We start from the raw sequence: 12,209 nt of genomic DNA, 5'->3' as shown, positions 1-12,209 counted from the left end.
TTATTTTCCTCCTAAAGTTAAAAAGAGCGTACTCAGATTCTGTTTGGTATTAACAGGCTCTTGAATAGGCTCTTTTGGATTTTGATTATTTGGTTGTTTCATATACTTAGCTACTAAATCTTCTTTAAAATTTTCTACAACTTCCACTTCTTCATCTTCTTGCGTATCATCGATTTCAATTTCATCAGCAATTTCATCAGCTAAACCAAGAGCAACCGCTTCTTCTGCTGTTAGCCAAGTTTCATCTTTTAAAAGTTGTTTTAATTCTTCGTCTGTCCCAACAAAACGTTTTTTATAAGATGCTGCTAAAGCTGAATCGATCTTTCGTAAATCTCGTGCTGTTTTTTCAAATAAATCTGCATTTCCATATTCAAAGGTACTTGCTTGATGAATCATCATCATAGTATTACTAGGCATAATGATCTTATCACCTGCCATTGCAATTACAGACGCCGCACTAGCTGCCCAACCATCAATATGAACTATAATTTCTGCACTATGCTGCTTTAACTGATTACAAATTGCTACACCATCAAAAGCGGAACCTCCACCGGAATTAATATGAACGTGAATTTTTTCTGCTTTAACATCTTGAATTTTTCTTCTTACTGCTTCAGCATTGTTCTCACTAAACCATCCACCAATTGACCCATAAACAGTTAATTTGTATTCATTTTCACCTTTAGCTTCAAAACGAATATCTCGCTTTAAATTCAAAAGCTTATTCATATTCACATGTTCCATCATTTCTCACCCCCTTCAGATTCATTTAATTTTGTATAGTTCTTCGTAATATGATGGATATTTAGATTCGGATCATCTGACTCTTCATAATCTACTTCTGAACGAATTTCATTTCCTGTAAATGCACTTGAAGAAATAAGCTTATCAATACTTGTCGCAAGATCAAATATACTTTGATAGGAAACAGCTTTAACCTCAATTTTTTGTCCCAAAAGATATTCACTCATTTCAAAGAATTTAACGTTCGCTTCATCAGATAGTTTTTTTAATAATGGTCGTACTGTGAAAAGCATATAATTTTTCGTTTGCTTCTCTACATCAGCCATTTCTCCATATATCAAAGCTATAGGAATACCGATTGCCATAGCTACTTGATTTAAGAAACCATTTGTTACTTTATTGATTTCTTCCACACTTGGGCCATTTGCAACACCATTGTATATCTCGTTATAATTAATACCTTTTTGCTGTGGAACAATAGCTATATCTTTTGAACCAATTGACTTATACATATTGTCTATAAACTCTTGTAGCTTTGCTATTTGTTCCTCAGTTTTAGCACCAATCATATCCATATCAACAGTGCCACGAACTTGATTTTTACGTTTCTGTGAGTTTAGTATCCTACCAAATAAATCACCATAATCTGCAAACAATCCATCAATAAGTGGAGATAATTTATCATTACGATACTTCAAATGAATAACTTCGCTTTGCTTAAAACTTCTCTTAAACGTATAATCTTTTACCCTTACATCAGTAAAAGTATCTTCAAACACAGCATACTCATTATGTTGAAATCCATCTGCAATAAGTAAATCACCATCATCTGCTTGTATGACTAAACACTCATTATCATAAATAAGTTTGCGGATAAATCTTTCCCAGAAGGTACTGGCCGTCATATTCTTATTTGGTCTAATATTTAAGCGATAATAAAGTTCATTCTTCTCAAATGCTTTACCATTCCTTACTCTGAATTCAGATTGACTAATCGTCCTTCCTAAAAATGATACACATGTATCAATCGCCAAGCGTTTCATATGAAGCCTATTTGCTGTATCGGTTAATGCATCCAGATCCAGCATAAATTCTAGTTCTTTATTTCTTCTAAACACTGAACCTAACCATCCAATGATTATCACCCCCTTTAAAATTTGATATTATCGAGCATAAACTCAACTTCTTCTTCAAGAATGTTATCCGCTTGCCATAATGCATGGATAAAAGCTTGAAATCCATCCGTTTTCCGTCTGAATTCATCTTTTTTCAAATATTCTTTATTGCCATCTTTTTTAATATGAACATAGACATTATTTGTGTACCAACGCATTAACGGATTATCACCAAAGATAATACGGTTGTTCGCAAATAAAGTTTCGACTCTTGGCGCTAATAATGAATGAATAGCTTTTGGATTACGAATATACAACAATGTAAACCCTTCTGCTTCAAGTGCTGTTTTAACAAGATCTAAACGGAATGTATCTGCAACAATCGTATTCACGCCATACATTTCACGCATTCTTACGAACCAATCCACAATGTGAGAAATATTAATTACAGGTTCATCAACAATTGTTAATAATCCATTTTCAGCCCACTCAAAAATAGGTGCTTTTAATTTAACCTTGTCTAAAAAACCTTTACGTACAAATGAATGACCTTTCCAAATATAATCTTCACCATGTTTAAATAGTAAACCAACAGCCGCGAAGTCTTTAATACTGGCGAAATCGAGTCCTCCCACAGCTACTTTATGTTTTAAATCCGGAATCTTTCTAAGTGTTTTTCCATCTTCTTCAAAACTAGTACGCATAATTTCTTCCCAGGTAGCAACAGATTTTGTTAAATCTGTTTCAGGATAATTCATACGTTTAGTAATGAATTCTTCACGATTTGATGGATTATTCGCTAATTGTTTATATTGAGTTAATACCTTTTTAAATAAACCTTTTGCATAAGAACTTCTCGGTTCACTAAACATAGGATTCGCTTTTTCCCACACATCAGGATTATCAATCTCTTCTGGATTATCAATCTTGCAAATAAACGGAAATAAAGGATCATCTAACTCTTCACCTTTTAAAATATTCATTGCTCTTTCTTTCGTCTTATCCAAGAATCCATCACGAACAAAACCATCCGTACCAATAAAAAATTCTCTAGCATTCGGTACTTTTCCAAGTCCGCTAGAGAATACATTTACAACATCAAAATTTTCATATTGATGTATTTCATCATAAATAACACAACCATCACGAAGACCATCTTTCGAACTTGCATTAGATGTATGATATTGCATAATACTTTGGGTATCATTACTAAGGATTTCAACTTTAGTTCGATAAAACATATCTTCTAATATTTCTTTCCCTTTAATAGCATCATAAACTTCACGAAATGAAACTTTTGCTTGCTTCTCATTATTGGCTACAATTGAAACATTGTATCGATCTATCCCATGCAACGGGCTAATAAAAAAATGACATAATGATGAAATCAAACCATTTTTACCGCCACCACGAGCCATCATAATAAGAAATTGCTCGTAAAAAACTGAATTGTCTTCTTCATAAAAAAGAAAAACAAATGCGGTTAAAAACTTCTGAAATGGTTGTAATTCGAAATACCACTTCTCTGTAAACTTTATATAATCATCATGCATCTCATTATCAAAATACAAATCATCACGTATAAAAATGTATTTCTCCAGGTACTCAATTAGCATTATGCGCTCTTTATTTAGCTTAATTTTCCCTGTTCGATACATCTCAATATATTCGGTAACATATTGATTTTGAATCATGTCAGATCTTTCACAGAGCGCTTAGGTTTTGAAGTTGTTTTCTGTTCTTCAGCCGATGCTTCCAAGCCAAGTGCATCTAAAATCTTTATCATTCGATCATTGGTTTTGTGTAAATCATTAATTGAAGGATTGGATTTCGGACCGTGCATGCCAGATACTTTTATTCCTGTTTCTTCAATATCATCAACAAGAATACACTTTAAATCCCACAATGATAAATAGTCTTGAATTAAGTCAGTATAATGATTACCTACAATCTTTTTTTCTTTCAATTGATTTGTTAGATCCTTTTCAATCCTTTTTCTCATTGTTTCACGCTTAACTCTAGCCACAATATCCCTCCCTTCTGATTTACATCGTTTTCCAATTTAATATAACGCGCGAAAATGGTGATAAATTTGGAAAATCGACCCCCTCCTCCGGTGCCCCTTAGAGCAATTTTTGATGAAATTTTTTAAGGGGGGGTGTTATATTTGATTCTTTTTTACCACTTTTCATCGTGTTCCCATTTGTTTATCTTTTTAACAAATACTCTACCGTGTTCTTTATTATGGCAATCCACACAGACTGTTTCTAAGTTATCCATTTCTAATGCAAGCTCAGGATGATGTTCAAGTTCTTTTATATGATGGACAACGAGTTGTATCTTCTTACGCTTCGCACTCTCGCTGTATTCATTCGTGTCTGTTTGTACTCTTCCATTACGTTTGCATTCCTGGCACTCATAGTTATCACGCTTCTTTACTTGCTCTCGTATACTCTTCCATTCACCACTGTCATAGAACTTACGCTTCTGTTGTTTGGTCTTGTATTCTTTAATCACAACAACCACCAGCATATAATTGTCGCTCAGCTTCTTGTAATCTCAAAATACCTTGAACTGACTCAACATCACAGTTATTAATTAATAAGCAATACTTCTTTGCCTTGGTTAAATCATATTGCACACGATATACATCTTCACTTGTATCAGTGATTTGCACATCTTCTTTTAGCTTTAATGCTTCAATTAGTTCCTTTGTAGAAAACTTAGATAGAACCTCTACCGCATCTTTATGTACAATTTTTTCTACAAGCGTTCCATTCATCTATCCTCACTCCTTACTATTAATGAATTCATCCATTGCCTTACCAAGCAAACTAACCATTGCTTCTCTCTTTTGCTTTGGTGTTGTGTTATCTTCTAACTCATTAAATATAGGGATTGCACCTTCTAACTTCTGTTTATCGATACGCTCATTTACAAGGTCCTGTCCTAACATTGAAATGAATGTACCAATTACAACAGCTTGTTCTTGTTTAGTTAGTTTCATTACTCATCATCCTTTTCAATTAAATGCTCAAGACCTTTTAATGCTTGTTCACCATTCACATATATCGTTACATTTTTTAATATTGAAATTACATCATCTAATGATTGGATTTTATTCGGATCAATCTTATATTGCTTTAAAGGTTTAAATGTCATTGTTTTACCTTCCATCATTCATCCTCCTCCAAAATAAAAAGCATCCAAATGGATGCTTGAAATAAGTTATTAATTTGTATTTTGATTACGGTACGTGAAGTTTCACACTTCTTCCAATCACCTAATGATGTTCTGCTGATATGCATCAACAATATTAAGTAACTGGAAGAAGAGCAAAAGCCCTTCTTCGCTTGAATAACATAAATTGCAGTTGAATATGAAATCAAGAAACAACTATTCATCCAATCTGCAACCATCGCCACCGGTCATGACGATCCATTTTCATTATCAGGAATTTTGTGAGAAATGTTTTCCGCCACTTCTCACAATACAAATATATCACGTTGATTCAAAAACAACCGGCACATTTCCTGCCAAAAAGCGGTCACGACTCTGCCACTTATTTTTATATTCTTCTCTTATGTATTTTATCTTAATGACTTACCCATATCTTATATTGTGTGTAACTGACCCCTTCGCCAAATCCCTTGATATCATTGACTTAATTATACTTTCCCTTTTGAGTTACACAGTATGAAATTTATGAGTAACTGTATAGATTTAAAAAGAAAAAGCAATGCTTAGATTTTAAATCTAGTCATTGCTTTATCCATTGCATCTTGGTTTACACCTATATAACGCAACGTGACCTTCTCTGACGAGTGATTGAATATCTCCATGAGTAATGCTATGTTTTTTGTTTGCATGTACATATGATAGCCGTACGTCTTTCTCAGTGTATGCGTTCCTATTTCATCTAATCCAAACTCTGCCGCTGCTCCACTTAATATCTTATATGCCATGCTACGACCGATTGGACGATTTCTACCTTGTCTACTTTTCAATAGGTACTCATTATCTTCTCTTTCTTCAATAAACCATTTGAGCTCTCTTTTCAATGCTGCAGTAATTTGTATTCGTTTCTGTTTCCCTGTCTTCTTTTCTCTCATAGATATATGACTACCTTTGACATCTCCTACCTTCAATTTCAAAATGTCCGAGATTCTTAAGCCTGTATTGATTCCCATAATGAAGAGAATGTAATTACGTAAGCTCTTCTCCTTAAAATAATCTTTTAGCTGCTGTATTTGCTCTGGATCACGTATTGGTTGAACAAAATTCATTATTCATTACCTCCCGTTTCTTCTGTCTCGTAAATTTCTAATCCAAGTGCAAAAGCAAGTTTATAAAACGCTTTAGACTTCCAACGTCGATAAGTACGCTCTGACATCCCTATTTCGTTGTAAACCATGTAATCACATACGTCCTCTTCTTCTAAATAACGTTTATAAATAATATCCCTTTGAATAGTTCCTGCGCGTCCGTTTCCTAATCGAGTTAGAAACTGATCAATACGTAATGACATTCTCTCCAGCCATTCTTCTCGTTTACTTTGTTGAATATTTGCTATAGCAACATCTTCTAACGGTTTTCCGACTGTATGTGTAGGACCATGCTCACGTATTTCATAAGAAGGAGTGACTTTCATTTCTTTACGCATCATCCCGAATTGTCTATGTATACGCACGCTTTCCAACACACCTTCTAATTCCTCTTGTGTTGCTACTCTATCAATTTTTGGTAAGAAAGATAATTGTTTAGTCATGTAAGACCACTCCTTTTTATTTTTAAATTACTTTTGTCTTAACGCTCCACGTCTGCGTTCATAACGAGGTCCATGAATCCCCATTAAATCCTCTATATCACGCGTACTTAACTTCTCTTTTTTTCTTTTCTTATTTTTCTTCTTTCCTTGTTTTGATTGCTTTTTCCACTCACGTAATTGATCTCTTAGCACCTTCATTTTCCCATCTCCCCTTTTCAAAATAAAAAGGACACCTATTCCTAAAACAGCTGTAATTGCTGCTTTAATGAATTGGTGTCCTCTAGTTTTCTAGCCGGACTATATTTATTTGCTTTTAACCTTCTTGCTTCCCTTATAAAATCCATATTTATGATCAACTTCTGAAATCAAAATTACAAGTGCCATAATGATTCCAGCTTGTACAAAACTTTTTGCATTACTGAAGGTCACAAACATGATGATTAAGTAAAGAGCCAAATACATTCCAAAAAACTGTTTACCATTCATTTTTATTCCTCCAATATTGTTATTTTATAATTCCAGCTTGTACAAAGATGTTTCTCCAAGCGTTATTGACTTGATATTTATCAACCTCTTTAGCACGGCGAGCAAGACGTTTCTTTAATTTCTTTTTCTTATGATTATTCATCAGAATCATTCCCCCTTTATGTTGAATTCGTTGCCTTCTAAATGAATTAATACGTTGATACTTTTTAACCACTCGTACTATTGGCTTCAATACTTCACAAAGTGTTTCTATAAAATCAGTAATTATTTCACAAATACGATTAAATACATTTTGAATCATTTCTTTAAATTGCAGCATTTCTGGACTATCAACAATTTGTTGCACCATTTCTCTTTGCTTATCCTTATCAGGTTCATTTACCGCTGCTTCCATTCGTTTTTTAAGATCTTGCATTTCCTCATTCATTCTCCTAATCTCACTTTCTATTCAAAGGATTATTTTATTAAGAAATAAACTTTTTCACGCTTCACCACCTGTACCATCAAATATTATTTTCGTTTCACATTCATTACAGAAATCCATATCAATTCCTTCATTATTTGGATCAACCGTTTCCTTATTGCACATCGGACAAATTTGAACCATTTCTCTCTTCCTCCCTTGAATAAAGCTCAATATTCCGTCAATACTGTAGATGGAGGAATTTTTATATACCCATTTTTATTCCTCCCTTTCTCTAAAGGCTGGACAGTTAGCTTTCACTAGCTGTCCTTTATTCATTTGAATAATTAGCACAACTTTGTGCATACTATCTATAAGCTGCTTTCTTAACAGTGTTGGCAGCCCGGAATCTTTTGTCAAAAGGAGCAGTTAGCTTTTGCTATCTGCTCTTTTTAATATCAGCTTTTTCCTTGCAATCTTCGCAATAAACCATATCACCAATGACAATTGCGGTTTCTTCGTATTGTGGCGTTCCGCATCTGCATTCCCACCACCAACCATTCTCTAAATAAGCTTGTTTTGGAATTAAATGTTCATGTTTATATTGATCTGCCCATTTAGCTCTTCTTACTTCTACATCAACGAAATCAATACCGAATTCACACTTCCCATAATTTCTAGCTTGTCCTGCTGTCTCAGCAAATGCTATTCGTGAATACTCACCATCGCTTACTTGATATGCTTTCATATCCATTCTCCTTTTCTACAAAATGAAATTTTTATACAAAATACACACAACTAAACCTACATAATTTCATATGATATATTGCATCCTTTCTTTTTAGAGTGGATAGTCATTACAGAAGGGCACTTCCCGAAGTGCTCTTACATTTACATACCAAATAGCGTTTTTGTTAAGATTTCCTCTATTCAATTACCTCACGTTTAAAGAATTTATATTTCGCAATCGTCTTTAAGTACCAATGGGTATCAGTCGCTTTCGAAAGTTCTTTATTTCCATTTTGGTAATAGATATCGCTAATCTCACCCTTCAGAATTAACTCAAATACATCAGCTAGTGAAATTTCTTTATATCGTTCCATTTTCATTCTTCCTTTCTCTCAAATAACGATTTTGTTTAATTTCTAACTTTTATTACATTAGTTTTAAATGCTTCACCCTTACGGTTAAAAGATACAATATTCATACCATGATAATCTCTGTGCCAACGGAAAGTTGGATCTAATCTATTAGGAAACCTCCCATCAAACTTTCGTATGGTTGAGATTTTGAAATTCTTCATTCCCATAAAATTTTCTTCACCTATTTTTGTCATTTGTCTATTCCTTGTATGTCTCATCCGATTCATTCCCCTCTCAAATAAAGATTTGGTTTAGTTTTTTAATGTCTTTAGATTGTCATAACCATTTCCAATCACTTCAAACTCATTCTGATCTTCAACTAAATGTGGCAACAATAACCTAGCAAATTCCTCAGTCCTAAGGGTTAAAACTGAATATAACCAATCAATAGTTCCTTCAATTACTTCTGTACTTTCAATTTCTTCCCGACTACAATCCGTATATATCACTCTTATCCACCTTACAAAATCACCAAGATAAATATCGTTTCCGTTCTTATCTATTAAACCCGTACACTGCTTTGGTTCTGTACACATAAGCCAACTGTCATTTTCGTTATCTAAGATCCACCAATCATCTTCTTCATCTCTTGATACACATTCACTAAAAATCCACTTTTCTCCATCATGAGCCTTGAACTTAATCTCTTTCATTTTTAACTTCCTCCTTACTCAGTTCCATAATAGTTCGAACCATCCAAGCAAAACTGTTCGCTTCAACTAATACGGATTTCGCTTGTACCAAACTAGCGTCACATATCAGTTGTAACTTTTCTTTTGTTGTCATTTCCTTTTGCTCAATTATTTTTTCCCAGCCCATTTTGTCTCCTCCAATCAAATAATAACTTTATTAAAATAGCGTCATCTGTCCGCTCTTATTCTGCTTTTCCAATTCTTTTATTCTTTTCTCAAGCCTTTGTATTTCTTGGTGTAAGAGATGGATCGTCTTGCTATTGTGATTTCGTAAATTAAGGCACCTTCTATGAACCATGTTGTTGTACTAGTCAAAATCAATCTCATCTTCAAAAATTAATTCATCACATATTGGACATTCCCCTAAAATACAACCGGATGCCATATTCATTCTTCCTTTCTACAAAATAAGAATTTTGTTTAAATTTCATCTTCGTTTTCTAGCTGCACAAAATCAACCGATTCAGAATAATATCCGTTTGATTCACCTAACCAACGTAATGTTACATATCCCTTGATTGTTGCTAATTTATAAAACGTCCATGTACTACTTCCCCAATCGTTATCTGGTCCATCTTGATTAACTTCTTCCGCCATAGTTATAGGTGAACCGATAAGATCATCTAAATCTCCAATAATTTCTTCAATTCCAACTCCCTCACAGCACTCTTGCTCGTGGTACATTTTGTAAACTTCACCATCGGAAGTATAGAATGTTAGCTCATCCGGAACATCTTTCTTAATTTCTGTTAATACTTTTCCTAACAAAACATCAAATGCTACATAATTCATTTTTCATCCGCCCTTTCTCCCAAATAACTATTTTGTTATAAAGTCACTACTGCTGCTGGTTTGCTTTTCTCTAATTGTTCAATTACCATTTGCAATCCTAACCAGTAACTAATTAAACGACGTGGCAACCTTTTACCGAAATTCCAAATGTCTTCCAAAGCGTCAGAATCTAGTGAGCTGCTATGATAAACATCACTTAACCAAAAATGGTAACCTTCCATAGATGAACTCTCATCAATTGCTGAAATAATACGATCATATACTTCCCGTCCGTCTTCTCTTGTTTCATTTATATCGTATTCCTTCCAATATTCATCAAGTTCCCTTTTTGCCTTTTCTTCATCGAAATTCCAACGTTCTTCACAAAAAGCCGTTAACTTTTCAGTGAAACACCCTAAATTGAATCCTTTAATATTTTCTAATGTTGCTGGACATGTAAGGTTATACACCGCTTCGCCAATATCACCTGAAATAAATACGTTATATCCTGCAAGAACAAATTTAGTACGATACATATTTGTTCCGGGCTTGCCCCAATAAATAACCTGTAATCCTTCTTCACCTTGAATTTCAGCTACATGATCTCCAAACCAATTCTCCCTAATATCTTTAGTTGCTTTTTCAACGTATTCCATTTTCTATTTCCCCCTCTTTGTATTCAAATAATGCTTTTGTTTAGTTTTTATAGATATCTATTTTCTTAACTACACACTTCCCGAGCGTTCCTGTGTCGATTTCTACAGTAGAAACTCCGACTGTGTGTCCTTTCTTTACATAAAAATCATATAGTTCATCGGCTTGCTCTTGCGTATGACAATAAATAATGTCTAACACGTTGCTATATAATTTCATTTCTTATCACCCATTTCTTAATAAAATTCAAATTTGGTCTTAATATCCGTTATCCTGGCGCTGGTGGTTCACTTCATTCTTTTTGTAATAACCTTGTTCAATTTCTTCAAAGGTGAATCCTAATTTCTTACCTAACCCTAAAAACGAGTACAATAATTCTTCATAAAGCTCAATATCTTGAGTTGCACGAAATTCCGACACAGCTTCATATACATTGTTAAATTGATTTATTAACGTGCTTGCAGTATAAACGTTTGCATTATGTTCTAATAATTCCAGACTATATTGATTAGTTTTAAATCCGATACCATTCCCAAATGAAGCTATAAAATGAAATCCATCTACATACTCCATTAAAACAACTTCTTTTTCACTAGGACCTTTATTGCTCCAATGCTTAAAGCATCTTGTTTCATTTGCGAGTTCTCCAATTTCAACTTGTAAAGCAAGGATCATGTTGTAAAATAAACTTTGCCCTTCCAATCCATGCTCCTTAATGATTCTTGTATCTAATGCCTTTTGCATTCCGAATATTTTAGTTAAATTCATTTTATTTTCCCCTTCCTATTTGCCAAATGTTCAATCATATACTTATCGGACTGATTTATTTCACACGTGCTAACCTCTACATTTTGTTATAAACTATATTTAGAAAAGGAGGTGTAATCACTAATGAAAGATGATCCTAAATTAAGGTTTTCTAAATGTATTTACTGTGAAAATGAAGATTTTTCACCAGATGCGCATTTCTGCAAACGTTGCGGTACTTCTTTATACAATAGTTGTAATGATTCTGAAGATACTTGTTTAAACATAAATCCACCCGACGCTTTCTATTGTGAGTCTTGCGGCGGCGAAACATTTTTATTAAAAGTTTCTGCTGAAATGTGTCAAACTGATACAACAGATTACGCTGAAGAGTACATAAGAGGGAAGTAGTTCACCTCTTATGTGCCCAACCCGATTGAACGATTCTCAATCAAATACTTATCAGCCTGATCTATTACAAGGAGTGCAACCTCCGCTTGGTGTCTCCTTAACACTTTTGCCATCTTCGGTAAACTCATACCTTGACTCCACATTTCACGAAAACGCACTACATCTCTTTCATCCCAAATGAAGTTAGCCTCTTCTAAAGCGATGTAAATTTTCAACCTTGATTCTTTCATCGCTTCATGATTTCTTGCTACACTCATAAGCGAACCTACTTTCTAA

At 33.9% G+C, this 12,209-nt stretch carries 25 protein-coding genes; 1 reads left to right on the top strand and 24 read right to left on the bottom strand.

Features of this window, described 5'->3' with window-relative positions:
* The 23 genes from PSR14_RS02255 to PSR14_RS02145 form a co-directional block, all read right to left on the bottom strand.
* Complete coding sequence (locus PSR14_RS02255; protein ID WP_086421921.1) at positions 1-744, bottom strand: head maturation protease, ClpP-related; 744 nt, start codon at positions 742-744, stop codon at positions 1-3.
* On the bottom strand, positions 744-1,889 hold the full coding sequence (locus PSR14_RS02250) for a phage portal protein (protein WP_406644122.1): 1,146 nt from the start codon (positions 1,887-1,889) through the stop codon (positions 744-746). Before PSR14_RS02250 ends, PSR14_RS02255 begins: the two co-directional genes overlap by 1 nt.
* Positions 1,890-1,894: 5 nt before the next feature.
* The gene (locus PSR14_RS02245) at positions 1,895-3,553 is read right to left on the bottom strand and encodes a terminase TerL endonuclease subunit (RefSeq protein WP_406644120.1); all 1,659 of its coding nucleotides are present in this window, start codon (positions 3,551-3,553) and stop codon (positions 1,895-1,897) included.
* The gene (locus PSR14_RS02240; protein ID WP_127814311.1) at positions 3,550-3,885 is read right to left on the bottom strand and encodes a P27 family phage terminase small subunit; all 336 of its coding nucleotides are present in this window, start codon (positions 3,883-3,885) and stop codon (positions 3,550-3,552) included. Before PSR14_RS02240 ends, PSR14_RS02245 begins: the two co-directional genes overlap by 4 nt.
* 152 nt (positions 3,886-4,037) lie before the next feature.
* Positions 4,038-4,373, bottom strand: coding sequence for an HNH endonuclease (locus tag PSR14_RS02235; RefSeq protein ID WP_098487828.1), 336 nt, complete (start codon positions 4,371-4,373; stop codon positions 4,038-4,040).
* On the bottom strand, positions 4,369-4,641 hold the full coding sequence (locus PSR14_RS02230; protein WP_001014577.1) for a hypothetical protein: 273 nt from the start codon (positions 4,639-4,641) through the stop codon (positions 4,369-4,371). The genes PSR14_RS02235 and PSR14_RS02230 overlap by 5 nt, the downstream gene beginning before the upstream one ends.
* Before the next feature lie 6 nt (positions 4,642-4,647).
* A complete protein-coding gene (locus PSR14_RS02225; protein WP_000778981.1) occupies positions 4,648-4,866 on the bottom strand; it encodes a hypothetical protein in 219 nt (72 codons plus the stop codon).
* The gene (locus PSR14_RS02220) at positions 4,866-5,036 is read right to left on the bottom strand and encodes a hypothetical protein (RefSeq protein WP_000398645.1); all 171 of its coding nucleotides are present in this window, start codon (positions 5,034-5,036) and stop codon (positions 4,866-4,868) included. Before PSR14_RS02220 ends, PSR14_RS02225 begins: the two co-directional genes overlap by 1 nt.
* 566 nt (positions 5,037-5,602) lie before the next feature.
* The gene (locus tag PSR14_RS02215; RefSeq protein WP_071679576.1) at positions 5,603-6,145 is read right to left on the bottom strand and encodes a site-specific integrase; all 543 of its coding nucleotides are present in this window, start codon (positions 6,143-6,145) and stop codon (positions 5,603-5,605) included.
* Entirely contained in the window at positions 6,145-6,627 is a 483-nt protein-coding gene (locus PSR14_RS02210; protein ID WP_098487824.1) for an ArpU family phage packaging/lysis transcriptional regulator, read from the bottom strand. Before PSR14_RS02210 ends, PSR14_RS02215 begins: the two co-directional genes overlap by 1 nt.
* Before the next feature lie 27 nt (positions 6,628-6,654).
* Positions 6,655-6,825, bottom strand: a complete 171-nt coding sequence (locus PSR14_RS02205) for a hypothetical protein (RefSeq protein WP_098487823.1) — start codon at positions 6,823-6,825, stop codon at positions 6,655-6,657.
* Between the two features lie 105 nt (positions 6,826-6,930).
* Positions 6,931-7,113, bottom strand: coding sequence for a hypothetical protein (locus tag PSR14_RS02200; protein ID WP_098487822.1), 183 nt, complete (start codon positions 7,111-7,113; stop codon positions 6,931-6,933).
* A gap of 19 nt (positions 7,114-7,132) precedes the next feature.
* Entirely contained in the window at positions 7,133-7,255 is a 123-nt protein-coding gene (locus PSR14_RS02195) for a DUF3983 domain-containing protein (protein ID WP_098487827.1), read from the bottom strand.
* Between the two features lie 339 nt (positions 7,256-7,594).
* Entirely contained in the window at positions 7,595-7,720 is a 126-nt protein-coding gene (locus PSR14_RS02190) for a hypothetical protein (protein ID WP_257147419.1), read from the bottom strand.
* Between the two features lie 235 nt (positions 7,721-7,955).
* Positions 7,956-8,264, bottom strand: a complete 309-nt coding sequence (locus PSR14_RS02185; protein ID WP_257147418.1) for a hypothetical protein — start codon at positions 8,262-8,264, stop codon at positions 7,956-7,958.
* A gap of 178 nt (positions 8,265-8,442) precedes the next feature.
* A complete protein-coding gene (locus PSR14_RS02180; RefSeq protein WP_169509508.1) occupies positions 8,443-8,619 on the bottom strand; it encodes a hypothetical protein in 177 nt (58 codons plus the stop codon).
* 35 nt (positions 8,620-8,654) lie between these two features.
* The gene (locus PSR14_RS02175; protein WP_098487860.1) at positions 8,655-8,876 is read right to left on the bottom strand and encodes a hypothetical protein; all 222 of its coding nucleotides are present in this window, start codon (positions 8,874-8,876) and stop codon (positions 8,655-8,657) included.
* A 33-nt stretch (positions 8,877-8,909) separates the two neighbouring features.
* Positions 8,910-9,311, bottom strand: a complete 402-nt coding sequence (locus tag PSR14_RS02170; RefSeq protein ID WP_046648231.1) for a YopX family protein — start codon at positions 9,309-9,311, stop codon at positions 8,910-8,912.
* Positions 9,298-9,477 (bottom strand): hypothetical protein, encoded by a 180-nt coding sequence (locus PSR14_RS02165; protein ID WP_046648233.1) that lies wholly within the window; start codon positions 9,475-9,477, stop codon positions 9,298-9,300. The genes PSR14_RS02170 and PSR14_RS02165 overlap by 14 nt, the downstream gene beginning before the upstream one ends.
* Before the next feature lie 293 nt (positions 9,478-9,770).
* Complete coding sequence (locus tag PSR14_RS02160; protein ID WP_098487864.1) at positions 9,771-10,142, bottom strand: hypothetical protein; 372 nt, start codon at positions 10,140-10,142, stop codon at positions 9,771-9,773.
* A 35-nt stretch (positions 10,143-10,177) separates the two neighbouring features.
* A complete protein-coding gene (locus PSR14_RS02155) occupies positions 10,178-10,777 on the bottom strand; it encodes a hypothetical protein (protein WP_098487045.1) in 600 nt (199 codons plus the stop codon).
* Between the two features lie 40 nt (positions 10,778-10,817).
* Positions 10,818-10,994, bottom strand: a complete 177-nt coding sequence (locus PSR14_RS02150; protein WP_257147355.1) for a hypothetical protein — start codon at positions 10,992-10,994, stop codon at positions 10,818-10,820.
* Between the two features lie 39 nt (positions 10,995-11,033).
* Complete coding sequence (locus tag PSR14_RS02145) at positions 11,034-11,543, bottom strand: dUTP diphosphatase (protein ID WP_327946813.1); 510 nt, start codon at positions 11,541-11,543, stop codon at positions 11,034-11,036.
* A gap of 123 nt (positions 11,544-11,666) precedes the next feature.
* Between PSR14_RS02145 and PSR14_RS02140 the strand changes: the two genes are divergently transcribed.
* Positions 11,667-11,933, top strand: coding sequence for a hypothetical protein (locus PSR14_RS02140; protein WP_046940954.1), 267 nt, complete (start codon positions 11,667-11,669; stop codon positions 11,931-11,933).
* A gap of 8 nt (positions 11,934-11,941) precedes the next feature.
* Here the strand turns inward: PSR14_RS02140 and PSR14_RS02135 are convergent, their stop codons facing one another.
* Positions 11,942-12,190: a helix-turn-helix domain containing protein gene (locus PSR14_RS02135; protein WP_327946814.1), complete on the bottom strand. Its 249-nt coding sequence runs from the start codon at positions 12,188-12,190 to the stop codon at positions 11,942-11,944.
* Between the last annotated feature and the right edge of the window lie 19 nt (positions 12,191-12,209).

The organism is Bacillus sp. A01H, assembly GCF_045277205.1.
Classification (GTDB): Bacteria; Bacillota; Bacilli; order Bacillales; family Bacillaceae_G; genus Bacillus_A; species Bacillus_A paranthracis.
This window is presented reverse-complemented; position numbering and strand designations above follow the sequence as displayed.

Excerpts from the sequence above, each read along its gene's own strand:
- PSR14_RS02255 (WP_086421921.1), bottom strand. The coding sequence starts at position 744 with ATGGAACATGTGAATATGAATAAGCTTTTGAATTTAAAGCGAGATATT.
- PSR14_RS02245 (WP_406644120.1), bottom strand. The coding sequence starts at position 3,553 with ATGATTCAAAATCAATATGTTACCGAATATATTGAGATGTATCGAACA.
- PSR14_RS02230 (WP_001014577.1), bottom strand. The coding sequence starts at position 4,641 with ATGAATGGAACGCTTGTAGAAAAAATTGTACATAAAGATGCGGTAGAG.
- PSR14_RS02225 (WP_000778981.1), bottom strand. The coding sequence starts at position 4,866 with ATGAAACTAACTAAACAAGAACAAGCTGTTGTAATTGGTACATTCATT.
- PSR14_RS02220 (WP_000398645.1), bottom strand. The coding sequence starts at position 5,036 with ATGGAAGGTAAAACAATGACATTTAAACCTTTAAAGCAATATAAGATT.
- PSR14_RS02215 (WP_071679576.1), bottom strand. The coding sequence starts at position 6,145 with ATGAATTTTGTTCAACCAATACGTGATCCAGAGCAAATACAGCAGCTA.
- PSR14_RS02210 (WP_098487824.1), bottom strand. The coding sequence starts at position 6,627 with ATGACTAAACAATTATCTTTCTTACCAAAAATTGATAGAGTAGCAACA.
- PSR14_RS02205 (WP_098487823.1), bottom strand. The coding sequence starts at position 6,825 with ATGAAGGTGCTAAGAGATCAATTACGTGAGTGGAAAAAGCAATCAAAA.
- PSR14_RS02200 (WP_098487822.1), bottom strand. The coding sequence starts at position 7,113 with ATGAATGGTAAACAGTTTTTTGGAATGTATTTGGCTCTTTACTTAATC.
- PSR14_RS02195 (WP_098487827.1), bottom strand. The coding sequence starts at position 7,255 with ATGAATAATCATAAGAAAAAGAAATTAAAGAAACGTCTTGCTCGCCGT.
- PSR14_RS02190 (WP_257147419.1), bottom strand. The coding sequence starts at position 7,720 with ATGGTTCAAATTTGTCCGATGTGCAATAAGGAAACGGTTGATCCAAAT.
- PSR14_RS02185 (WP_257147418.1), bottom strand. The coding sequence starts at position 8,264 with ATGAAAGCATATCAAGTAAGCGATGGTGAGTATTCACGAATAGCATTT.
- PSR14_RS02180 (WP_169509508.1), bottom strand. The coding sequence starts at position 8,619 with ATGGAACGATATAAAGAAATTTCACTAGCTGATGTATTTGAGTTAATT.
- PSR14_RS02175 (WP_098487860.1), bottom strand. The coding sequence starts at position 8,876 with ATGAGACATACAAGGAATAGACAAATGACAAAAATAGGTGAAGAAAAT.
- PSR14_RS02170 (WP_046648231.1), bottom strand. The coding sequence starts at position 9,311 with ATGAAAGAGATTAAGTTCAAGGCTCATGATGGAGAAAAGTGGATTTTT.
- PSR14_RS02165 (WP_046648233.1), bottom strand. The coding sequence starts at position 9,477 with ATGGGCTGGGAAAAAATAATTGAGCAAAAGGAAATGACAACAAAAGAA.
- PSR14_RS02160 (WP_098487864.1), bottom strand. The coding sequence starts at position 10,142 with ATGAATTATGTAGCATTTGATGTTTTGTTAGGAAAAGTATTAACAGAA.
- PSR14_RS02155 (WP_098487045.1), bottom strand. The coding sequence starts at position 10,777 with ATGGAATACGTTGAAAAAGCAACTAAAGATATTAGGGAGAATTGGTTT.
- PSR14_RS02150 (WP_257147355.1), bottom strand. The coding sequence starts at position 10,994 with ATGAAATTATATAGCAACGTGTTAGACATTATTTATTGTCATACGCAA.
- PSR14_RS02145 (WP_327946813.1), bottom strand. The coding sequence starts at position 11,543 with ATGAATTTAACTAAAATATTCGGAATGCAAAAGGCATTAGATACAAGA.
- PSR14_RS02140 (WP_046940954.1), top strand. The coding sequence starts at position 11,667 with ATGAAAGATGATCCTAAATTAAGGTTTTCTAAATGTATTTACTGTGAA.
- PSR14_RS02135 (WP_327946814.1), bottom strand. The coding sequence starts at position 12,190 with ATGAGTGTAGCAAGAAATCATGAAGCGATGAAAGAATCAAGGTTGAAA.